The following is a 21,449-nucleotide window of genomic DNA, read 5'->3' on the forward strand; positions in this document are numbered from 1 at the left end:
ACTTTTTTGCAATCCGACGCGCTTCGTACCTTCGCAATGGGCAGAACGCGCCCTATGTTTCGACGTATGAACAAGCTTTTACCCGCTCTTCTCGCCGCGCTGATGCTGAGTTTCCCCGTCACCGGGCATACACAGGACGACACCGCGACGATCGACGATCTGTCGGTGGACATGATCCGATCGGCCGAGGACGTGACCCTGAACGAATTTCTCTGGATCAAACGGCCCATCGTCGTCTTCGCCGACAGCCCCGCCGATCCGAGATACGTGCAGCAGATGCAGTATCTGCTCGGCGATCTGAAATCGCTCGACCTGCGTGACGTGGTTATCCTGACCGATACGGACCCATCGGCCCGGTCCGCAGCCCGCATCGCCCTGCGCCCACGCGGCTTCATGCTCGCCGTGATCGACAAGGACGGGCAGGTCAAACAGCGCAAACCGCTGCCGTGGTCCGTCCGCGAAATCAGCCGTGCCATCGACAAGATGCCGACGCGCCAGCAGGAAATCGAGGACCGCACCGACGGCCTGCCCCGCGGATAACGCGGGACAGCCACGGCGGAACCAATGCCCGCCGGGCCGATTTGCGATATCGTCGACGCAGCGGTCACGGGCTTACTCGAACTCCATGATCACATCGTCCACGGCAAGGCTGTCGCCCGCCGTCGCGTTGATCTTGGACACGGTGCCCTTGCGTTCGGCGCGCAGGATGTTCTCCATCTTCATCGCCTCCACGGTGCAGAGCGCCTGACCTTCCTGCACCTCATCGCCTTCGGCCACATCGACCTTCACGATCAAGCCGGGCATCGGGCAGAGCAGCAGTTTCGACGTGTCGGGCGGCACTTTCTCGGGCATCTTGCGGGCCAGTTCGGCCTGACGCGGCGTGCGCACATGCACCTTGAGATCGGCCCCACGTGTGCGGATACGGAAACCGCCCGACACCTTGCCGACCTTCATCACCAATGGCGTGTCGTTGATGGTCATGCGCGCCAGTTGGTCGCCCGGTGTCCAATCGCCGCTCACCCGCATTTCGATTCCGTCGGCAAAGCGCACGGTGGATCCATCATGATCGGCTGCAATCGTCACGTCGAAATCGGCCCCCTGCAAGGCGACGTTCCAATCCTCGCCAACATGGCGCTCGTGGTTGTCGAGCGTGCCGGAAATCCGCGCGCGCCGGATTTCGGCCACCCGGTTCATCGCGGCACAGGCCGCAGCCACGCGTTTCAGCGCGTCTTCGCCAAGCGTCACACCTTCGAACCCGTCCGGGTATTCCTCTTCGATGAAGGCCGTCGTCATCTCGCCCGCGATGAATTTCGGGTGATCCATGACGGCCGCGACGAAAGGCAGGTTGTGACCGATGCCCTCGACCTCGAAACTGTCCAGGGCGTTGCGCATCACCTCGATCGCCTCACCGCGTGTCGGGGCCCAGGTGCAGAGCTTCGCGATCATCGGGTCGTAATACATGCTGATCTCGCCGCCCTCGAACACGCCCGTGTCGTTGCGCACGATGCCCGCGCCCAGCTTGCCCTCTTCCGGCGGGCGGTAGCGGGTCAGACGGCCAATCGACGGCAGGAACCCGCGATACGGGTCTTCGGCGTACAGCCGGTTCTCAATGGCCCAGCCGTTGATCTTCACATCGTCCTGCGTGATCGACAGCTTTTCGCCATTGGCGACCCGGATCATCTGTTCGACCAGATCGACGCCGGTGATCAGTTCAGTGACCGGGTGTTCCACCTGCAAACGGGTGTTCATCTCGAGGAAATAGAAGTTGCGATCGCCATCGACGATGAACTCAACCGTGCCCGCGCTGGTGTACCCAACCGCCTTGGCGAGCGCGACCGACTGCTCGCCCATCGCCTTGCGGGTCGCCTCATCCAGAAAAGGCGACGGCGCTTCCTCGACAACCTTCTGGTTGCGGCGCTGGATCGAACATTCGCGTTCGTTCAGGTAAATCCCGTTACCATCGGCATCGCAGAGCACCTGGATCTCAATGTGGCGCGGCTGAGTGACGAATTTCTCGATGAAAATGCGATCATCCCCGAAAGATGACGCCGCCTCGTTCTTGGACGACTGGAATCCCTCGCGCGCCTCGGCGTCGTTCCACGCGATCCGCATGCCCTTGCCACCGCCCCCGGCGGAGGCCTTGATCATCACCGGATAGCCGATCTCGTTCGAGATCTTCACCGCCTCGTCCGCGTCCTCGATCAGGCCCATGTAGCCCGGCACCGTGGACACATCCGCCTCCTGCGCGATTTTCTTGGAGGTGATCTTGTCCCCCATCGCCTCGATGGCGCCTTTGGGTGGTCCGATGAACGCGACACCGGCGGCCTCCAAAGCCTCGGCGAATTTCGGGTTCTCCGACAGGAACCCGTAGCCCGGATGCACGGCCTGTGCGCCGGTCAACTTGATCGCCTCCATCACCTTGTCGATGACGATATAGGACTGGTTGGCGGGCGGCGGGCCGATATGCACCGCCTCATCCGCCATTTCGACATGCAACGCGTGTTTGTCGGCGTCCGAATAGATCGCCACCGTCTTGATGCCCATCTTGCGGGCGGTCTTGATCACCCGGCAGGCAATCTCGCCCCGGTTGGCAATCAGGATCTTGTCGAACATGGATGTCCCTTTCCGTCAGTCTTTTCTTGGCCCGGGACGGATCCCGCAGCGATGGCATAAAAAAGACCGCCCCGGCGCGTGGCCCGGGCGGTCGAATTCCGTGAGTGGAAATGGTAGGTGCGGGTCGCTGCGTCAGCAGCGTTCCGGATAGGTCTGGCAATAGGCAACGTTGCCTGCGGCACCAACCGCGGCGCCCGTGACGAGATCGCCGCCCGTTGCGGCCGATACGCCCGCGCCGACGACGCCGCCGCCAAGCGCTTGTTCGCCAAGCGTGTCGCCGCAGGCCGAGAGCCCGAGGATGGCGATAAAGCCGAATGCCACTGCCGGTTTGATCCTGATCTTGTCCATGTGTCTGCTCCTTCTGAGGTAAATGACCTTGGGAAAGTAACACCCCGGAACCGCGCCGGGTTCCAGCCATAAGCAAAAACCACACGGTTTTGGGCAAAACCCCGCCCGTGGCTGCAACACTCTGACCGACAAAAGAAAAAGTCGGGCCCTTGGCATGGGGTATGACCAAGGAGCCCGACAGGGGAAGGGTAACGGTGAACAAATGGCGCAATCTGCCAACGCCAAGTCACTAGGAACATCTGCACAGTCGCACAATCGGAAGAGGCGTCAATCGCGGGATGGATACAACCCACGGTATCGGCCTTTTCCCGCGCATCTTGACGTTGAGTAAGCGGTATCATGCCCAATCTCCGTCCTCGAAGGCCTCTGGAAAGGCTGCGCGGGCGGCAATTTCGTCAATGACCAGCAGCGACTCATAGCTTTTGGGATCGAAGGGATCGTCATAGGGCAGCACCTCGCGCCCGAAAAGCCAGCTCAGACGCCCGGCATCGAGATTGCCGCGCTCGAAGGGTTCGGTTCCGAAATGTTCCCACAGCGCCGCCATGAACGCGGCATCCGCCCGCTTGTCCGCAGGTCGGCGGTCGCGGTAGCGGTCGCGCCGGATCAGCGGGGTCACGCCCTTGGGGTTGGGCCTGCGGATGACGAACTGGAAATCGGTGCCCGGGAGACGGCCCGGAAAGCCGCGATGCTTCAGCATGGGACACCCCCGCGAAGCATAGGGCAAAAGGGGGCGGGCGCCTCGGCCCGCCCCGTTTTCAGTTTACTTGTACTTGCCTGTATGCATGGGCTCGTGGCTGATCGGCTCAGGGTCGATAACCACAAACTCTTCTTCGGCCTGCTTCTGTCCGCACGCGGACAAGACTGCAAGAAGACCGAACGCGGCAAGAAGCTTGATGCTCTTTGACATCTAGTTCTCCTGTCAGGTTCAAAAAAGGACCCAACAAGACCTGCTGGTCCTGCCTGTCCTCGTTTCGAGGTAGTGACTGCTTGGGTGCAGTCCGTCCCAGAATACCCTGAATCCAAGGCGAAAAGATATCCACAGCCGCCAACATCGCGGTCCTGTGACGCAAAAGACTCAACCCCGATTTGGCCGATCCCGGCGCTCGCAACATATTGTGGACGCATCAAAAAAACTCCAAGATGCAGGTCTCGTCTTCGATGCGATAGGCCTCGAAAAACTGGATGACGTCTTCATTGGCGACGCCGAATTCGGTCTCTTTCTGGCTGAAGGAAATCACGATCTGGCTGGGCTGCGGCCCGGTGTCGGCAACCCGCGGGATCGCGAAGGATTCGCACAGAAACTGCATATCCACCTCCACATCCTGATACTCCCGACCCTCCTGCCCGATCTCGGGCGCGACAAAGCGGAAGCGGTACATCAGCCCGTTGGCCGTCGTATCCGAAAGCATCTCCAGGAAGGTCACGGGCTGCTCAGAGGGAACAGCAAGAAGGTCACCAGAGGCGAACGCGGCTGTCCCGCAAAGCGCACACGCGCCCGCTGTCAGACACCGCCAAGCTCCACCTCTCGCCACTGATGACCTCCTCTCGCTGGATGCGTGCGCACACGCACTGGTGTTCCGATCAAAGCGGAATGTTGTCGTGCTTCTTCCAGGGCATTTCCTGCTTCTTCGACCGCAGCGCGGCAAAGGCGCGGGCCACCCGTTTGCGCGTGCTGCGCGGCTGGATCACCTCGTCGATGAACCCGCGCTCTGCGGCCACGAAGGGGTTGGCGAAACGGTCCTCATATTCCTTGGCATGCGCCGCGATCTTGTCCTCATCGCCCAGATCGGCGCGGTGGATGATCTCGGTCGCGCCCTTGGCCCCCATCACGGCGATCTCGGACGTGGGCCAGGCATAGTTCACATCAGCGCGCAGATGCTTGGACGCCATCACGACATAGGCCCCACCGTAGGATTTACGGGTGATGACCGTGACCTTCGGCACCGTCGCCTCGCCATAGGCAAAGAGCAGTTTCGCGCCGTGCTTGATGACGCCGTTATATTCCTGTGACGTTCCCGGCAGGAAGCCCGGCACGTCCACCAGCGTCAGGATCGGAATGCCGAAGCAGTCACAAAACCGCACGAAGCGCGCGGCCTTGCGCGCTGAGTCGATGTCCAAAACCCCCGCCAGCACCATCGGCTGGTTCGCCACCACGCCCACGGTCTGTCCTTCGAGGCGGATGAACCCGGTGATGATGTTCTTGGCGAAGTCTTCCTGAATCTCGTAGAAATCGCCCTCATCCGCCAGCTTCAGGATCAGTTCCTTCATGTCATAGGGCGTGTTGGCGTTTTCCGGCACCAGCGTGTCGAGCGATTCCTCCAGACGGTCCACATCGTCGAAGAACGGCCGCACCGGCGCGGGCTGGCGGTTGTTCAGGGGAAGGAAGTCCACCAGACGCCGCACCTCGGCCAGCGCCTCCACATCGTTCTCGAACGCACCATCGGCGACGGAGGACTTGCGTGTGTGGGTCGTCGCTCCGCCCAGTTCCTCGGCCGTCACGTGTTCATTGGTCACGGTCTTGACCACGTCGGGCCCGGTTACGAACATGTAAGAGCTGTCCTTCACCATGAAGATGAAGTCGGTCATCGCCGGACTATACACCGCCCCACCTGCGCAGGGCCCCATGATGACGCTGATCTGCGGCACCACGCCCGACGCCATGATGTTGCGCTGGAACACCTCACCATAACCGGCAAGGCTGTCGACGCCTTCCTGGATGCGCGCGCCGCCTGAATCGTTGATCCCGATCACCGGCGCGCCGTTCTGCATCGCCATATCCATGATCTTGCAGATCTTCATCGCGTGGGTCGCGCTGACCGACCCGCCCAACACGGTGAAGTCCTGTGAGAACACATAGACCATGCGGCCGTTGATGGTGCCCCAACCGGTGACGACCCCATCGCCCGCGGGGCGGTTTTTCTCCATCCCGAAATCCGTGCAGCGATGCGTGACGAACATGTCGTATTCTTCGAAACTGCCCTCATCGAGCAGCAGTTCGACCCGTTCGCGCGCCGTCAGCTTGCCGCGCGCGTGCTGCGCGTCGATGCGTTTCTGCCCACCACCCATGCGGGCATCGGCGCGGCGGGTCTCCAACTCTTGCAGAATATCTTTCATGGACCGTCCCTTTGTCGCTTTGGCGCGAACATACTGCGGTGCGGCACTGGCTCAAGCTCTAAAGAGCAAATTTGCAAACCATGAAAATTAATGCACTTGCAAACTGCAAAACTGCAAATTGTACCGTTACACCTGTGAATATGGACATTCTTCAACCGCAGGCGTAGCGATTGGCAATGAGTTACGCCTCCAAGGTCCGATTTCTCGACCGCTCCACACCGCCGCATATTGTCACACTGATCCTGCTCGCAGGGCTTTCGGCGTTGGTGATGAACATCTTCCTGCCGTCGCTGCCCAACATGACCGCGTATTTCAACACGGAATACTACCTCATGCAGCTGTCGGTGGCGGTCTACCTCGGCGTGAACGCGGTGCTGCAACTGGTGATCGGTCCGATCTCGGACAAGATGGGCCGCCGCCCGGTGATCCTCTGGGGGATCGCGGGATTCTGCGTGGCGACGCTGGGCTGCATCTACGCGCCCGATATCTACACCTTCCTCGCCTTCCGCATGGCGCAGGCGGTGATCGTGACCGCGATGGTGCTGTCCCGCGCGGTGGTGCGCGATTGCGTGCCGCAGGATCAGGCGGCGTCGATGATCGGTTACGTGACGATGGGCATGGCCGTGGTCCCGATGATCGGCCCTGCCTTCGGCGGTGTGCTGGACCAGTATTTCGGCTGGCAGGCGAATTTCTGGCTGCTGCTGATCCTGGGCCTTGGCCTCTTCTGGCTCACCTGGACCGACCTTGGCGAAACCGCGCGGGTCAGCGGACTGCGCTTAAGCGAACAGTTCGCCCAATACCCCGAGCTTCTGACCAGCCCGCGCTTCTGGGGCTACGCGCTGGCCGCCGCGATGTCGTCGGGCGCGTTTTTCGCCTATCTCGGCGGCGCGCCCTTTGTCGGCACCGAAGTCTTCGGCATGTCGCCCGCGGTTCTGGGCTTCTTCTTCGGAGCACCGGCCATCGGCTATTTCCTCGGCAACTTCATCTCGGGCCGCTATTCGGCGCGGATCGGGGTGAACCGGATGGTCTTCGTGGGCACGCTGATCAATTGCACGGGGATCGTGCTGTCGATGCTGGTTTTCTGGCTGGGCCTGGGATCGGAATGGACCTTCTTCGGCTTCATGACCTTCGTGGGCCTGGGCAACGGCATGACCATCCCCAACGCCACCGCCGGGATGCTGTCGGTGCGCCCACATCTGGCGGGTACGGCGTCGGGCCTGGGCGGCGCGATCATGCTGGGAGGCGGCGCGGGTCTTTCGGCGCTGGCGGGCGCGCTGCTGGTTCCGGGATCCGGTCCCTGGCCGCTTTTGTGGATCATGCTGGCCACCGCCGTTTTTGCCGTGATCGCCATCCGTCTCGTGATCTGGCGCGCGGCGCAGTTGGCGGGGCTGGACAGCGCCGGGTGAATTTGCAAACTCGATCCTGACAGATTGCAAAGCTGCAAACACCCGAGGATCCGATGGCCACCCAAAAACTCTATGCAGGCGCCAAACTGCGCGAGATCCGCACCCGACTTGGCATCACACAGCGCGATTTCGCGGGCAAGGTGAACGTCTCCCTGCCCTATCTGAACCAGATGGAGAACAACAAGCGCCCGCTTTCGACCACGGTCGTGCTGGCGCTGGCGCAGGAGTTCGGCGTCGATGTCACCGAGCTGGGACAGGGCGATGCAGAACGGATGATCTCGGACATGCGCGAGGCGCTGGCCGACCCGGTTTTCGCCGATGCCGCCCCACCCATCGCCGACCTGCGCCTGACGGCCTCGAATGCGCCCGGCCTCGCCCGCGCGTTTCTTGAGCTGCACCGCGCCTACCGTCAGACCCACGAACGGCTCGCCTCGCTCGACGAGGCGTTGGGCCGCGAAGGCGCGCAGTTGCAACCGTCCCCCTGGGAAGAGGTGCGCGACTTCTTCCACTACTGCGACAACTATATCGACGCCGTGGACAAGGCGGCCGAGCGCGTGGCGACCAAGCTGACCGGCTCGGACCGGGTGCGCGCCGCCATTCGCGGGCTGGAGAACGAGGGCCTGCATGTGCGCTTCGCCAACGTGCCTGACCTGCGCCGCTTTGACGAGCTGCGTCAGGAACTGACCCTGTCCTCCCTCGCCGCACCCGAAACGCAGACCTTCCAGATGATGCTGCAATTGGCGCTGGCGCGGCACGGCAAGCTCTTGGATGCCACGCTCGATCTCGGCCGGTTCCAGTCCGACGCCGCCCGCGACATCGCGCGGTTGGGTCTGGCCAATTATTTCGCCGGAGCCGCCGTGATGCCCTATGGCCAGTTCCTTCAAGCCGCGCATGACACGCGGCACGATCTGGAGCTGATGGCCCGCCGCTTTGGCGCGTCCATCGAACAGGTGGCGCACAGGCTGTCCACGTTGCAGCGGCCCGGTGCCAAGGGCATCCCGTTCTTCTTCGTCCGTGTCGATCAGGCGGGCACCATCACCAAGCGCCACTCGGCGACGCGGCTTCAATTCGCCCGCTTCGGCGGGGCCTGTCCGCTCTGGAACGTGCACCGCGCCTTCGAGACGCCGGGCCGGTTCCTGCGGCAACTGGCGGAGACGCCGGATGGGGTGCGGTATATTTCACTGGCCCGCGACGTATCCAAAACCGGCGGCCATTTCGGCGCGCCGGTGCGGCGCTACGCGATTGCGCTGGGATGCGAGGTGAAACACGCAGGCGCCTTGGTTTACGCCGACGGGCTGGACCTGACCCGTGACGGCGCGTTTGAACCCATCGGGATTTCCTGCCGCATCTGCGAGCGGGCGAATTGCCACCAGCGGTCCGTGCCACCGCTGGAGCGCAAGCTGACGATCCAGACCCACCGGCGCGGGGTTCTTCCCTACGAATTGAGTTGAGCGCGGGGCGATGCATTGACGCATCGCATGTTTCCGTTGACGGAAACACTTGGGGGTTCCACCCCCAAACCCCCGAGGCAAGTGTGTTTATGCGTTTGTCGCATATGGGCGGTTTTCTCGGATCATCGCGTTGAGAATGATGACGAGTTTGCGCGTGACAGCAATGATGGCTTGCTTTGGAGCCTTTCAGTTCTCCTTCAGTCGCTCAGCGAAGGCTCGTAAACCGGGATCAGATCGAGAGGCACTCAAGCCGGCCATATACAGGGCATCTCGCAGGCTTTTGCGGCCGCCGCCGATACGCCGTTTGCCGATGCGCGTTCCGCTATCACGGGCCATCGGCGCGACGCCCACAAGGGCTGCGACCTGGCGGGGTGAGAGCGCACCCAGTTCAGGCAATTCCGTCAGCAGGGCGGTGGCCACGACCGGCCCGACCCCGGGTGCACCCCGCAGCAAGTGCGCGCGCTCTGACAAGTCGCGGGACGCTGCGATGCACGCCTCGATCTGCCTGGAAAGCACAGCCACTTCCTCCTTCAAAACGTCCAACACGCGTTGGATCGAACGCCTCGTCTGTGGATCTGTGGTCTGCGTCCAGCGGACCTTCTCGCGTTTTGCATCCTCGACCAATTGTCGGCGGCGCAGCTGCAAAGCCTTGAGATGCAACATCTCTTCGCTGTCGGGTGGACATTCCGGCAGGTCCAGTCGCTGCCCCATCTCGCGCAGAACCTGCGCGTCGACCTTGTCCGTCTTGGCCAGCCGCCCGAGCGAGTTGGCAAACGCGCGCGACCGACGCGGATTGACCCGGATCGCGGGCACACCCACCGTCCCAAGAGCCGTCCGCAAAGGCGTTTCACATCCGCCAGACGCTTCAAAAACCACACCCCCGTGCACCGCGCGAACCGCTTGCGCGAAGGCGGTGAGGTCCTTGTTTGAAACACGCTGGTACCCATCTGGACCAGCCACATCAATCCAGGCCTTTGCAACGTCGACACCGAATACATTTTCCATCATACTTCCCCTGTTCCAGTCATACGGGATCGGCGGCAACCGTCCCAATCAAGTGTGCAGGACATCCGTAAGCGGGCGGGGCTCAAGCCTCGGGGCGATGTCAGACCATCAGGTATTTAACGAGCTCCCGCCCGCGACCAAAATACACCAATGCAAACAGACTCGTATTTTCAGCCCAAAGAAGCCTAGGTTGTGGCGACGGGCCAGCGCTTTGCGAGATTGGCCATGATCGCGCGGTCGGTGTCATCGAGCGGTCCGGTGGCGCCGGGGCGGAAGCGCAGGCGGAACGCGGCCAGCAGCGTGTCGCGCGGCACGTCGGCGGTGTAGCCAAAGGCGCGGACATTGTCCGTGAAATCGCCCTCCCCCTCTGGCTCCGGCCAAATGGCAAGGCCCTGCCGCGCGAGGCGGCGCCAGTCGAACCGCGCGCCGGGATCGATCTTGCGGCCTGGCGCCATGTCGGAATGGCCGATGACCCGTTCGGGCGGGATCGCGTGGCGCGCCATGATCGCCGCCACCAGCGTGTCGAGCGCGTCCATCTGTTTCGCGGCAAAGGGCGTGCTGCCGGTATTGGCGATCTCGATCCCGATAGATCGGGAATTCACATCCGTGACCGGCCCCCACGCCCCCGCCCCGGCGTGCCAGGCGCGGTCGGCTTCATCCACCAACTGCCAGACCGTGCCATCCGGGCCGATGACATAATGCGCCGAAACTTGTGCCTCATCGTGGCACAGCCAATCGCGCGCCTTCTCTGCGCAGTCCATCGCGGTGTAGTGCAGGACGATCAAGTCAGGCCGCGCGCCGTCGCGCCGCGGCCCGCAATTGGGGGATGGGTGCCAGACCGGCGTCAGTTGCGCACCGCGCGGAACGGGGCCGGATCCCAGTCGCAGGCAAAACCGTCACCGTCGGGGTCAAGGTTCTGACGATCCCGCTCCGGCCCGCCATTGGCGAGGAATTCTTCCTGTGCGAGATCGGCGGAGGTGAAGGCCGCGCAATTGCGCAGGTGACGGTTTTCCGACGCGAAGGACGACCGCCGGTAGATCGGCGCGCCCTTGGGGTTGGTCGTCTGCAACGCGTAAGCCACGATGTTGGGCGTGTCAGTGCCGGGCCGTGTCGGCAGGGCTTCGGGTTGGATGATCTGGTAGCGCGCGCGGTTCTGCGCGATCAGGGCGGCGTCGCCTTCGATGCTGCGCGTGTTGGACACGGCGTCGAAATCGTTCTCGGCCGAAATGCCGGCATCGTTTTCGACGATCTGCGGTGCCGGATTGCCCGGTGAGGCGTTCACCGGGTCGACCCCCGAATTCGCGCGCCGCGCTTCCAGCGCCACGTCATCCAGAGGGCCTGAGGGCGTGATTTGCGCACCCGACTGCGCCGCCGACACCGGCCCGGTCGCGGAAAGCGGCGCGCCCGTGACGGTGGGTGGGGCGCCAATCGTCGTCGAGGCCGCACGGCCTTCGAGAACCGCATCGCGGCGCTGCTGGTATTGATCGTAATTGTCGAAGCCGACGCCGCGGGCGCTGTCAGGCACCTGCGTGGTGCAGGCGGTCAGGGCCACGATCAGGCTGCCTCCGGCCAGCATACGGATGGAACGGTGTGTCTTGGTCATGTCCTGCCTCGTTCGGCGCGTTTTACCACCATTGGGAGGGCTTCGCCACAAACCCGGCCGCCTGCTCAAGCGCGTAAGCGGTATTCAGCAAATCACCTTCTTCCCACGGATGCCCGATCAGTTGGAGCCCCAGCGGCAGCCCCTGCTTGTCGAGACCGGTGGGCACCGAGATGCCCGGGAGCCCCGCAAGGTTGACTGTCACGGTGAAGACATCGTTGAGATACATCTCGACCGGGTCGGTGTGCACTTTGCCCAGCTCGAACGCCGCCGACGGCGTGGCGGGCGTCAGGATCGCGTCGATCCCTTCGGCGAAGACATCCTCGAAGTCTTTCTTGATCAAGGTGCGGACCTTGCGTGCGCGGTTGTAGTAGGCATCGTAGAAACCCGCGGACAGCACATAGGTTCCCACCATCACGCGGCGCTGCACCTCGGCCCCGAAGCCTTCCGCGCGGGTTTTCTCGTACATCTCGGTGATGCCGTCGCCCTGGGACAGTTTCGCGCGGTGGCCATAGCGCACGCCATCGTAGCGGGCGAGGTTCGAGGACGCCTCGGCGGGGGCGATCACGTAATAGGCGGGCAGCGCGTATTTGGTGTGCGGCAGGCTGATGTCGCGGATCACGGCGCCGGCATCTTCGAGCATCCGGCGCCCCTCGGACCAGAGCGCCTCGATCTCGTCGGGCATGCCGTCCATGCGGTATTCGCGCGGGATGCCGATCACCTTGCCCTTGATGTCGCCGGTCAGCATCGCCTCGAAATTCGGCACGGCCAGATCGGCGGAGGTGCTGTCTTTCGGGTCGTGGCCGCACATCGCTTCAAGCATGATGGCGGCGTCGCGCACGTCCTTGGTCATCGGACCCGCCTGATCCAGCGAGGACGCAAAGGCGACGATGCCCCAGCGCGAGCAACGACCGTAGGTCGGCTTGATCCCGGTGATGCCTGTGAAGGCGGCGGGCTGGCGGATGGAGCCGCCGGTATCGGTGCCGGTGGCGGCAAGGCAGAGATCGGCTGCCACGGCGCTGGCCGAACCACCGGAGGACCCACCGGGCGTCAGCGCCGCATCGTCATTGCCGCGCCGCCACGGGTTAATCGCGTTGCCGTAGGTCGATGTCTCATTAGACGAGCCCATGGCAAACTCGTCCATGTTGAGCTTGCCCAGCATGACCGCTCCTGCGCCGAAAAGCTGGCTGGTGACGGTGCTTTCGTATTCCGGCTTGAAGCCGTTGAGGATCGCGCTGGCGGCCTGGCTTGGCACGCCTTTGGTGCAGAAAAGATCCTTGATCCCCAGCGGGATGCCACAGAGGTCCGGCGCGTCGCCGGCCTTGATCCGGTCATCGGCGGATTTCGCCTGACCCATCGCGACCTCGGGCGTCTTGTGGACAAACGCGCCCAGCGCATCGGCTTGGTCGATCGCGACAAGGCACGCCTCGGTCAGTTCGACGCTGGTCACCTCGCCCTTGCGCAGCGCGTCGCGGGCTTCGGAGATTTTGAGCTTGGTCAGATCGGTCATTATTCCACCACCTTCGGCACGGCGAAAAAGCCCTCGCGGGCGTCGGGCGCGTTGGACAGGATCTTGCCCTGCATGCCGCCATCGGTCACGCCGTCCTGACGCCGCTTGAGCCGCATCGGCTCCACGCTGACCATCGGCTCGACACCGTCGACATCGACCTCGTTCAATTGCTCGATGAAACCGAGAATGTTCGAGAATTCCTGCGCCAGGGCGGGCAACGCATCGTCTTCGACGCGGATGCGCGCGAGCTTGGCCACGCGGGCGGCGGTTTCGATGTCGATGGACATGCGCGGACTCCCCTGAGGTTGGCGGACGTGAGATCTGTGGCAGCGTTTAGCGATACCTTGGGGTGGGTTCAAGTGGCGCGACCGACGCCTCAACGCGGCGTGAACGCGGGCCTCGGGATCACTCGGCAGCCGCCGGGCCGATACCGTCCGGCAGCACGAAAAGCGATTGCGGAAGTGTCAGCGCGTGTTCGACACCGCCCGGGTGCCAGTCCGTGTCCAGCGTCCCGCTCATTTGCTGCGTCACACTTGTTTCGATCAGCCTGCTGCCGAACCCCCGTTCGGTCGGCGGCGCGGAAATGGCGGGCCCCCCCGTTTCGCGCCAGACAAGGGTCAGGATATCCCCCTCCAGACGAGCGATCAGATCGACACGGCCGTCGGGAAGTGACAAGGATCCGTATTTTGCGCCATTCGTCGCAAGCTCGTGGATCACCAGCGACAGATCGGTGACGGCCTGTCCGACAACCGCCAGATCGGGCAGATCGAGCGTCACCTGCCCCCATCCTTTGGACAGATGCGGTGCGAGAAGCTGCTCGACCAGCGGGCGCAGGCCGACGCTCTGGCGATCTGTTTCCCCCTTGGCAATCGCCGGGCTGATCAGCGAATGTGCCACGTCCAGCGCCGCCAATCGTCCTTGCAGGATCTGGGCCATGTCCGTTGACGTGTCGGTGGACCGGGCCGTGAACGCGATCATGCCCCCGACGATCGAAAACAAGTTCTTCACCCGATGATTCAATTCGCGGGCCAGTGTTTCCATCGTGTCCCGCTCGTGTCGCAGCTTGAGTTCGGTCTCCAGCATCGCGGTCAGATCGGTCAGAAGCGCGACATCACTTTGTGTCCAGTCGCGGGGCTTGGTGTCGATGGCGCAGAAAGATCCGATGGTTTCGCCGGTCGGCGCGTGGATCGGGACACCCAGATAGGCAATGACGCCAAGGTCTGCGATGGCGAGGTTGGCATGCAGAAGCGGATGCGTTCGCGCGTCCGACACGGCCAGCGTCGTGTCATGGGCGACGACATATTGGCAGAAGGAATGCGACAGGGGCGTTTCACGCAGATCACCGTGGACATCGGACAAACCGCATTGCGCTTTGAAATACTGCCGTTCGTCATCGACGAAAGAGGCAAGTCCGACTGGAACACCCAGCATCGCGGTGGCCAGACGCACGGTCCGGTCGAACGGCTCTTCGGGTGGCAAATCCATCACCCCCGTCTGGCCCAGCGCCTTGAGGCGATCCGGGTCCGTCAGACGTGCGCGCGCATCGGCCCCGCTCTCGGACGGAAACTGCGTTATCTGCTCTGGCTCGTGCGCACTCAAACCCAACCACTCCCTTACCGCGACCCGGCAAGGGCCGGGATGTGCGACCTGATGTACCCACCCCAGAGCACGGTCGCCAATTCACGTCCCAATCGGGTGTGAATACCGACCGGTTAGGGGCCGCAAATTAGTTGGGAATTCGCTGCGCGCAACGGGAAAATGTTCGCCGCATCTGAAAATCTATTGTTATCAATGAGTTCCGACTGTCAGCTCAAATCGACATTGACTTTGCGCGTGCACGGCGCAGCACGTGTTTTCGACGCAGATCGCCTGTGGATGCACCAAGACCTGATAGAGTCGGGCGAAAACGGCCACATGCCAGTGACACAGCGGGATCCCGCTGCGTTCACCGCGCACGATCGGGTTGTGCGCGATCTCGAAACACCACGGCGACACGACCCGGAACGCACCCGATCCCGCGAAGGTCCAGGCGTGTTTTGCGATGGCTTTGGACAGAAGGCGGGCGGCAAGGGGCGCAGGCAAAACCTTGAGCACCGCCTGCACCGGCGTCGGGATGCGGTGGCCGAGGATGTATTCCGCTGTGCCGCGCCCTGCCCGGGCGGCGAGTTCCGGCGCGAGCATCGGCTCTTTCCGGCGCAAAAGCTGGTGCAGGCGTGCCGCGTCGCCCTCCGGGATCATCCTCGACCCGTCGGGTACCTCGAACACCCTCGCTTCGGCCAGCATCTGCGCCACCCGCGCCTCACCGCCGAGCCGTTCGATCTGCGGCAAGAGCTGGAGAATGGCGTTCGGTCCGATCAGCGCGCCGGAAGGCCCTTCGTGGCGGACATCCTTAGACGTCCTCCATTTGCTGCGACCCTCCCCCACAGGCCTTGATCTCGGCCCCGTTGGGCAGTTTGAAGTCCTGCGTCCGGATGGTGGCGCGTTCCTTCATCTGCGCCTTCACCGCCGCGCGGCGTTCCTTGGCCGCGGCGGCCTTGTCGGCGCTGGCCTCCCAATCCTCCATCTGCGCCTCGGCGATGGTGCGGGTTTCGTCAAAATGGAAGTCGAGCTTGTTCTTCGATTGCGGGCCGGTGTAGCCGACCTTGCCCAGATCGTAGAACGTCCGGCCCACGCCTGCCTTCAGGAAGGCGTAGAGACAGCCCAGAAGGTACCGCCGCCGGAACCCTGTGCCGCGCCATGGGTAATGGAACAGGGCTTTTTTCATGTAGAAGCGGCGGTAATTGTTCATCACGCCGTCCAGCAACTCCCCCCGCTCCATCGCGGCGGGCTTCATGATCGGCGTGACGAAGTTATAGCGACTGAAATCAAAGACCTCGACCTGATCCTTCATCTCCTGAAAAAGCGGCGTAAAGGGCCAAGGCGTATACATCGACCAGTTGGCAAGATCGGGTTGCCAGTCCCACGCCATCTTGTAGGTTTCTTCCAGCGTCTCGGGCGTTTCGTTGTCCAAACCGACGATGAACTGCGCCTCGACAAGGATATCGGCCTCGCGCAGAAGGCGGATGGCTTCCTTGTTTTCCTCGACCTTTGTTTCCTTGTTGAAGATGTCGAGTTTCATCTGCGCTGCCGCCTCGGTGCCCAAGGACACATGCACCAGCCCCGCCTTGCGGTAGAACTTAAGCAAATCGCGGTCGCGGTAGATGTCCGTCACCCGCGTGTTGATGCCCCATTTCACCCGTTTCGGCAGGCCCCTGTCGATCAATTCCTGACAGAAGGCGACAAATTTCTTCTTGTTGATGGTGGGTTCTTCGTCGGCAAGGATGAAGAACCCGACGCCGTGGTTGTTCACCAGATCCTCGATTTCGTCCACCACGTCCTTGGGATCGCGCACGCGGTAATCACGCCAGAACTTCCACTGCGAACAGAACGAACAGGTGAACGGACAGCCGCGGGCAAGGTTCGGGATGGCAACGCGGGTGCCCAGCGGGATGTAGATGTATTTCGACCATTCCAGCACGGTCCAGTCCGGCTTGATCTTGGACAGGTCCTTGACCGTGCTGGCGGCCGGGGTCGCGACGATCTGGTCGCCGTCGAGGAAGGCCAGACCTTTAATCTTGTGCTTGTCGGCGGGCCAGCGCCCGTCTTCGATGGCCAGCATCAGCTCGGTGCAGATCTCTTCCCCCTCGCCGCGCACGATCACGTCGATCCAGGGCGCCTCGGACAGCACCTGTTTGAACATGAAGGTCGCGTGTACGCCGCCCATGACGCGCACGGCATTCGGAACCACCTCGCTCGCGATCTTGAGCACATCTTCGGCGCGGTAGATCGACGGGGTGATGGCGGTGACGCCCACCACGTCGGGATTGATCTCTTCCATCCGACGGGCCACTTCGGCGTCGTCGAGATTGTCGGTCATCGCGTCGATGAATGCGACATCGTCGAACCCGGCCTGGCGCAGATGCCCGGTCAGGTAGGCGACCCAGGCCGGGGGCCATGTCCCAGCGATCTCGGCCCCGCCAGAGCGGTAATTTGGATGAACGAACAAGATGCGCATGGCGAGTCTCCCTATGTGTAAACTCATCCTGACACCTTATGCGTCAGAAATATTTGACACAGATCAAAATGACGCGCCCCTTTTCCTGCACCCCCCATGTGCTAGCCTGCGTGCGAACAGCGAAGGGGAGACAGACATGAACATCATCTGGCTGGGACATGGATCGTTCCGCATCGAAATCGGCGACCAAATCCTGCTTATCGATCCTTGGATCAACGGCAATCCCATGATGGACGGTCAGGATACCGAGGCCGCCATCGCGGGGGCGACGCATATCCTCGTCACCCACGGCCACTTTGACCACACCGCCGACATCGTGGAGATCTCGGACAAGACCGGCGCGCCGGTGTCCGGGATGGTCGAACTGGCGCAGCACCTGCACGGGCTTGGCGCGAAAGAGGGCCATGCCTTCAACAAGGGCGGGACGATCACGCTGGGCAATGTCGCGGCGACGCTGGTGCCCGCGTCGCACTCGTCCTCCATGCAGGTCGGCGACGACAAGCGCTACATGGGGATGGAGACGGGCTTCATCCTGCGCGGCGATGGCAAGACGCTCTATTTCTCGGGCGATACGTCGATCATGGCCGACATGGAGTGGATCGGGGATTACTACAAACCCGACATCGGCATCCTGTCAGCGGGCGGATACTATACGATGGACATGGCAGGTGTGGCCTATGCTGCGAAGCGGTATTTCGACTTCAAGACGCTGATCCCTTGCCACTACCGGACCTTCCCGGCGCTGGAGCAATCGGCCGAAGGGTTAATCCGCGCCCTGCCCGACGTGGACGTGATCGAACCGCAGGTGATGCAGGCGATCTCGATTTGACCGCACAGGATCTCAATCACGCGCACACGGGTTGCGTTGTCGAATAAGAATGGCCGGGGAACAGTGCTCCCCGGCCACTTTCGTTTTGGCAATTTGTAAGTGTGAGCCGATCAGCCGCCTTGCAGTAGCGGCGTGATCCGACGAATGGCGGCGCGGCGATTGGCACGTTCCGACACCTGCGTTTCGATCAGAAGGTCGCTTTCACCGTAGCCCTGAAGCACCATGTTCTCGGGAGGCACGTCGAAATATTCGGTCAGGGCAAGCGCCACCGATTCCGCCCTGCGGTCCGAGAGCGCGAGGTTGAATGCGTAGCTTCCAACCGCGTCGGTATGGCCTTCGATCAGGAACACCTCACCCGGATTGCGTTCGATGGCAGCCCGCATCGCGAGGCCCAAGGCGCGCAATTCCTCGGCTTCCTCGGCACGGATGGCGGCGCTGCCGGATTCGAAGTTGATGTTGTTGACGGTCACTTCCGGCACGAGCTCGCGCACGCGGTCGATGTTGCGCACCTGGTTGAGCGAAAAGCGACGATTGACCGGGGTTTCGGCCTGTGCCGCCAGCGCCCGTTCCAGTTCATCTGCGTCCGACCCACCCTGGTAGATCACGCGGTTCCGGGTCCCGGCGTCTGTGGCTTGCGGCAATTCGTTGACCACCACCTGTTCGGTTTGCTGCGTGTCGTCGAACAGGACGACTTCTGTCCCATCCTGAAGGGTTCGCGTCCGGCGTAGAACCTGACCGTTGGCGGCGCGCACGGTTTCCACAACAGTGCCATCATCGTAGCTGACGACGTTACGGGTCGATCCGTCGTTGTATTCATATGTCGTGATTTCGGCACCGGGACGACGCAGAAGCACATCGTCATTGCGCAGAACACGGTACTGGCCGTTGTTTTCGATGACCACCCGATCTCCGCTGTTCGAGACCACCTCGTCATCGCCTTGCAGGATATCGGCAAGAACAGCGGCACCGAAGGCCACGGCACCGGCGGCAAAGATCGGGTCGATGCCGTCGTCATCGTCGTCTTCAGAGCGCGCCTCTTGGGTTTCCGCGCCAGTCTCTGCATCAGGGGCCTGAGTGACGTCTGTGTCGAAATCTTCCGTGGACTGCCGCACGTTCTCTTCCGTCACGGTTTCCTGTTTGGCCTCGGGAGAGTCTTCGTCACTTGCGGATGCCGCAGCGGCGCTTTGCATGACCCTGTTTTCGCTTTCAGCCACAGCCGCAGCCTGCGCTTCGTCGTCAAGTTCGGGCACTTCCGGCGCGTCAGAAGCAGCGGTGTCGGACGCTTGATCGGCGGGCTGCTCCGCAGTCGCGTCACTTTCCGAATTCTCCGCCTGCTCGAGAGCCTGCGCCAAGTCGTCATCGGCGTTTTCCGCTTCTGCCTCGGCGGTCGGCTCTGTAGGCTCGACCGTCTCTTCAGCGGTCTCTTCTTCTGCCGGCGCATCGACCGGAGCCTCCGCAGTCGCGTCCTGGTCAGTGGCGCTTTCCGCCTCTGCCTCGGCGGTCGGCTCTGTAGCCTCAACCGTATCTTCAACGGTCTCCTCTTCTTCTGGCGCCTCGGCCGGAGCCTCCGCAGTCACGTCCTGATCAGCCGCGTCTTCCTCAGGCGCTTGTTCTTCAGGCGCTTCGGCAAGCTCTTCGGTTTCTGGCGACGCAGAGTCAGCTTCCGGCGTATCCGCTTGCGGGTCCGCGGCGTCAGCCGCCTCCGGTGCCGGGGACGCATCGCCGCCCGCCACATTGTCTTGAGCGTCCGTACCGCGTGCCAGGACTTGTTCCAGATCCACACCGGGCAATTCAACTCCCGCCTCAACCATGGACTCGGCCATGGTCACGACCTGCGCTCCCAGCGAAGGGTCGGACGTCGCAGCGGTCACGAGCGTGCAGTTGAGCGTGTCCGGCTGTTCGGCATCGGTTTCACACTGGTCTGCCAGCGCGTCCAACAATTGTTTCATTTGCCCCGGCGGCAGCGTATCGTCGGCCTGTTGGGCCGCTATTGGTCCGCTCAGGGCGATGGTCAGTGCTGTGGCCGAAGCCGTCATCAGTTTGACCGGTGTCATGGCAATCTCCTTTGAAATGTCCAATCGGACTGGTTCAAAGAACGTGGGACCGGTCTGATTTGTTCCGCGTTGGAGGCGGAACAAAAGCAACAGGCCCCGCCTGCCGTGGCAGAAAGGGGCCTGTTTTTCTCTTCATAATAGACGCGTCTTTGGCCCTGAAAGCCTGAACGCAGTCTTACTTGACCGCGTTCAGCGCCTTGTTCAGATCGGCGATCAGATCCGTCGGATCCTCGATCCCGATGGAGATCCGCACCACGCTGGGCCCGGCACCCGCCGCTTCCTGCTGTTCCGGCGTCAATTGCCGGTGCGTGGTCGAGGCCGAGTGAATGACAAGGCTGCGCGTGTCGCCAAGGTTCGCGACGTGGCTGAAAATCTCGAGCGAGTCGACGAATTTCACGCAGGCGTCGTAGCCGCCCTTGAGCTTGACCGTGAACAGACCACCCGCGCCCTTCGGGCAGATTTTCTCAACCCGGTGATTGTAGGGCGACGACGGAAGGCCCGCATAGGTCACGGCCTCGACCGCATCATGGGTTTCGAGCCAGGACGCCACTTCCATCGCGTTCTCGACATGGCGTTGCATCCGCAGGGACAACGTCTCGATCCCCATGAGCGTGTAATGCGCCGCCTGCGGGTTCAGCGTCATGCCCAGATCGCGCAACCCGATGGCGATGCCGTGGAAGGTAAAGGCGAGCGGGCCGAAGGTCTCGTGGAACTTGAGACCGTGATAGGCCGGTTCCGGCGCGCTGAGCGACGGGAACTTGTCCGACGCGGACCAGTCGAACTTGCCCGAATCCACCACGACGCCGCCGGTGACGGTGCCATTGCCGGTCAGGAACTTGGTCATCGAATGCACGACCAGCGTAGCCCCATGTTCGATGGGGCGGCACAGGTACGGCGTGGCCGAGGTGTTGTCGACGATCAGCGGGATACCTGCGTCATCGGCCACGGCGGCAATCGCATCGAGATCGGTGATGTAGCCACCCGGATTGGCGATGGATTCGCAGAACACCGCGCGGGTGTCGTCGTTGATCGCGGCCTTGACCGCGTCCAGATCGTCGAAATCGACAAAGGTCGCGGACCAGCCGAACCGTTTGATCGTGTGGCTGAACTGCGTGACCGTGCCGCCGTAAAGCCGCGTCGAGGCGACCACGTTCTTGCCCGGCCCCATCAGCGGGAAAAGCGCCATGATCTGCGCCGCGTGGCCCGAGGAACAGCAGACAGCACCTGCCCCGCCTTCGAGCGTCGCCATGCGTTCCTGAAGCGCGGCGACGGTCGGGTTGGTCAGGCGGGAATAGATGTAGCCCACTTCCTGAAGGTTGAACAAAGCCGCCGCGTGATCTGCATCGCGGAACACATAAGCCGTGGTCTGGTAGATCGGCACCTGCCGTGCGCCGGTCGCCGGATCGGGCCGTGCGCCCGCATGGATCTGAAGCGTGTCGAAGCCGTAGTCGGGTCCGTCGGTCAT

At 62.7% G+C, this 21,449-nt stretch carries 20 protein-coding genes; 4 read left to right on the forward strand and 16 right to left on the reverse strand.

The window, feature by feature from the left end; all coding sequences use genetic code 11:
* Positions 1-54 precede the first annotated feature (54 nt).
* Positions 55-540, forward strand: coding sequence for a DUF4174 domain-containing protein (locus Q1B16_RS17975; protein WP_299792104.1), 486 nt, complete (start codon positions 55-57; stop codon positions 538-540).
* Positions 541-612: 72 nt separating this feature from the next.
* Here the strand turns inward: Q1B16_RS17975 and Q1B16_RS17980 are convergent, their stop codons facing one another.
* The 6 genes from Q1B16_RS17980 to Q1B16_RS18005 form a co-directional block, all read right to left on the reverse strand.
* Entirely contained in the window at positions 613-2,613 is a 2,001-nt protein-coding gene (locus Q1B16_RS17980; RefSeq protein WP_299792107.1) for an acetyl/propionyl/methylcrotonyl-CoA carboxylase subunit alpha, read from the reverse strand.
* A gap of 132 nt (positions 2,614-2,745) precedes the next feature.
* Positions 2,746-2,961: a hypothetical protein gene (locus tag Q1B16_RS17985; protein ID WP_299792110.1), complete on the reverse strand. Its 216-nt coding sequence runs from the start codon at positions 2,959-2,961 to the stop codon at positions 2,746-2,748.
* Positions 2,962-3,298: 337 nt separating this feature from the next.
* On the reverse strand, positions 3,299-3,658 hold the full coding sequence (locus Q1B16_RS17990) for a hypothetical protein (protein WP_299792113.1): 360 nt from the start codon (positions 3,656-3,658) through the stop codon (positions 3,299-3,301).
* Between the two features lie 63 nt (positions 3,659-3,721).
* A complete protein-coding gene (locus tag Q1B16_RS17995; protein ID WP_299792115.1) occupies positions 3,722-3,868 on the reverse strand; it encodes a hypothetical protein in 147 nt (48 codons plus the stop codon).
* Positions 3,869-4,085: 217 nt separating this feature from the next.
* Positions 4,086-4,493 carry a DUF6497 family protein gene (locus Q1B16_RS18000; RefSeq protein ID WP_299792118.1) on the reverse strand — a complete coding sequence of 136 codons (408 nt, stop codon included), beginning with the start codon at positions 4,491-4,493 and terminating at the stop codon, positions 4,086-4,088.
* A 49-nt stretch (positions 4,494-4,542) separates the two neighbouring features.
* Positions 4,543-6,075 carry an acyl-CoA carboxylase subunit beta gene (locus Q1B16_RS18005; protein ID WP_299792121.1) on the reverse strand — a complete coding sequence of 511 codons (1,533 nt, stop codon included), beginning with the start codon at positions 6,073-6,075 and terminating at the stop codon, positions 4,543-4,545.
* A gap of 176 nt (positions 6,076-6,251) precedes the next feature.
* On the opposite strand from Q1B16_RS18005, the gene Q1B16_RS18010 reads away from it, so the two are divergent.
* Positions 6,252-7,481 (forward strand): multidrug effflux MFS transporter, encoded by a 1,230-nt coding sequence (locus Q1B16_RS18010; RefSeq protein ID WP_299792124.1) that lies wholly within the window; start codon positions 6,252-6,254, stop codon positions 7,479-7,481.
* 53 nt (positions 7,482-7,534) lie between these two features.
* Complete coding sequence (locus Q1B16_RS18015; RefSeq protein WP_299792127.1) at positions 7,535-8,932, forward strand: helix-turn-helix transcriptional regulator; 1,398 nt, start codon at positions 7,535-7,537, stop codon at positions 8,930-8,932.
* A 186-nt stretch (positions 8,933-9,118) separates the two neighbouring features.
* Here Q1B16_RS18015 and Q1B16_RS18020 read toward each other — a convergent pair whose 3' ends face one another.
* The 8 genes from Q1B16_RS18020 to bchE form a co-directional block, all read right to left on the reverse strand.
* Complete coding sequence (locus Q1B16_RS18020) at positions 9,119-9,937, reverse strand: IS110 family transposase (RefSeq protein ID WP_299792130.1); 819 nt, start codon at positions 9,935-9,937, stop codon at positions 9,119-9,121.
* Positions 9,938-10,122: 185 nt separating this feature from the next.
* Positions 10,123-10,713: an N-acetylmuramoyl-L-alanine amidase gene (locus Q1B16_RS18025; protein WP_299792348.1), complete on the reverse strand. Its 591-nt coding sequence runs from the start codon at positions 10,711-10,713 to the stop codon at positions 10,123-10,125.
* A 68-nt stretch (positions 10,714-10,781) separates the two neighbouring features.
* Positions 10,782-11,540 (reverse strand): hypothetical protein, encoded by a 759-nt coding sequence (locus tag Q1B16_RS18030; RefSeq protein ID WP_299792132.1) that lies wholly within the window; start codon positions 11,538-11,540, stop codon positions 10,782-10,784.
* Positions 11,541-11,562: 22 nt separating this feature from the next.
* Positions 11,563-13,047: an Asp-tRNA(Asn)/Glu-tRNA(Gln) amidotransferase subunit GatA gene (gatA, locus tag Q1B16_RS18035; RefSeq protein WP_299792135.1), complete on the reverse strand. Its 1,485-nt coding sequence runs from the start codon at positions 13,045-13,047 to the stop codon at positions 11,563-11,565.
* On the reverse strand, positions 13,047-13,334 hold the full coding sequence (gatC, locus tag Q1B16_RS18040; protein WP_299792138.1) for an Asp-tRNA(Asn)/Glu-tRNA(Gln) amidotransferase subunit GatC: 288 nt from the start codon (positions 13,332-13,334) through the stop codon (positions 13,047-13,049). Before gatC ends, gatA begins: the two co-directional genes overlap by 1 nt.
* Before the next feature lie 118 nt (positions 13,335-13,452).
* Entirely contained in the window at positions 13,453-14,646 is a 1,194-nt protein-coding gene (locus tag Q1B16_RS18045; protein WP_299792141.1) for a GAF domain-containing protein, read from the reverse strand.
* Positions 14,647-14,835: 189 nt separating this feature from the next.
* A complete protein-coding gene (gene bchJ, locus Q1B16_RS18050; RefSeq protein ID WP_299792144.1) occupies positions 14,836-15,471 on the reverse strand; it encodes a bacteriochlorophyll 4-vinyl reductase in 636 nt (211 codons plus the stop codon).
* Positions 15,437-17,101, reverse strand: coding sequence for a magnesium-protoporphyrin IX monomethyl ester anaerobic oxidative cyclase (bchE, locus tag Q1B16_RS18055; RefSeq protein WP_299792147.1), 1,665 nt, complete (start codon positions 17,099-17,101; stop codon positions 15,437-15,439). The genes bchJ and bchE overlap by 35 nt, the downstream gene beginning before the upstream one ends.
* Positions 17,102-17,237: 136 nt before the next feature.
* Between bchE and Q1B16_RS18060 the strand changes: the two genes are divergently transcribed.
* Entirely contained in the window at positions 17,238-17,930 is a 693-nt protein-coding gene (locus tag Q1B16_RS18060) for a metal-dependent hydrolase (RefSeq protein WP_299792150.1), read from the forward strand.
* Positions 17,931-18,040: 110 nt separating this feature from the next.
* On the opposite strand, the gene Q1B16_RS18065 is transcribed toward Q1B16_RS18060, so the two are convergent.
* Together Q1B16_RS18065 and Q1B16_RS18070 are read right to left on the reverse strand one after the other, a co-directional pair.
* Entirely contained in the window at positions 18,041-19,984 is a 1,944-nt protein-coding gene (locus Q1B16_RS18065) for an OmpA family protein (RefSeq protein WP_299792153.1), read from the reverse strand.
* Between the two features lie 175 nt (positions 19,985-20,159).
* Positions 20,160-21,449: an O-acetylhomoserine aminocarboxypropyltransferase/cysteine synthase family protein gene (locus tag Q1B16_RS18070; protein WP_299792158.1), complete on the reverse strand. Its 1,290-nt coding sequence runs from the start codon at positions 21,447-21,449 to the stop codon at positions 20,160-20,162.

The sequence above is a fragment of the uncultured Marivita sp. genome (genome assembly GCF_947488135.1).
In the GTDB taxonomy this organism is placed as follows: domain Bacteria; phylum Pseudomonadota; class Alphaproteobacteria; order Rhodobacterales; family Rhodobacteraceae; genus Marivita.

Bases quoted from the DNA above. Each gene is read 5' to 3' on its own strand.
- Q1B16_RS17975 (WP_299792104.1), top strand. From the start codon at position 55: ATGTTTCGACGTATGAACAAGCTTTTACCCGCTCTTCTCGCCGCGCTG.
- Q1B16_RS18030 (WP_299792132.1), bottom strand. From the start codon at position 11,540: ATGACCAAGACACACCGTTCCATCCGTATGCTGGCCGGAGGCAGCCTG.
- gatA (WP_299792135.1), bottom strand. From the start codon at position 13,047: ATGACCGATCTGACCAAGCTCAAAATCTCCGAAGCCCGCGACGCGCTG.
- Q1B16_RS18005 (WP_299792121.1), bottom strand. From the start codon at position 6,075: ATGAAAGATATTCTGCAAGAGTTGGAGACCCGCCGCGCCGATGCCCGC.
- Q1B16_RS18020 (WP_299792130.1), bottom strand. From the start codon at position 9,937: ATGGAAAATGTATTCGGTGTCGACGTTGCAAAGGCCTGGATTGATGTG.
- Q1B16_RS18070 (WP_299792158.1), bottom strand. From the start codon at position 21,449: ATGACCGACGGACCCGACTACGGCTTCGACACGCTTCAGATCCATGCG.
- Q1B16_RS17990 (WP_299792113.1), bottom strand. From the start codon at position 3,658: ATGCTGAAGCATCGCGGCTTTCCGGGCCGTCTCCCGGGCACCGATTTC.
- bchE (WP_299792147.1), bottom strand. From the start codon at position 17,101: ATGCGCATCTTGTTCGTTCATCCAAATTACCGCTCTGGCGGGGCCGAG.
- Q1B16_RS17985 (WP_299792110.1), bottom strand. From the start codon at position 2,961: ATGGACAAGATCAGGATCAAACCGGCAGTGGCATTCGGCTTTATCGCC.
- Q1B16_RS17995 (WP_299792115.1), bottom strand. From the start codon at position 3,868: ATGTCAAAGAGCATCAAGCTTCTTGCCGCGTTCGGTCTTCTTGCAGTC.
- Q1B16_RS17980 (WP_299792107.1), bottom strand. From the start codon at position 2,613: ATGTTCGACAAGATCCTGATTGCCAACCGGGGCGAGATTGCCTGCCGG.
- gatC (WP_299792138.1), bottom strand. From the start codon at position 13,334: ATGTCCATCGACATCGAAACCGCCGCCCGCGTGGCCAAGCTCGCGCGC.
- Q1B16_RS18010 (WP_299792124.1), top strand. From the start codon at position 6,252: ATGAGTTACGCCTCCAAGGTCCGATTTCTCGACCGCTCCACACCGCCG.
- Q1B16_RS18065 (WP_299792153.1), bottom strand. From the start codon at position 19,984: ATGACACCGGTCAAACTGATGACGGCTTCGGCCACAGCACTGACCATC.
- Q1B16_RS18015 (WP_299792127.1), top strand. From the start codon at position 7,535: ATGGCCACCCAAAAACTCTATGCAGGCGCCAAACTGCGCGAGATCCGC.
- Q1B16_RS18060 (WP_299792150.1), top strand. From the start codon at position 17,238: ATGAACATCATCTGGCTGGGACATGGATCGTTCCGCATCGAAATCGGC.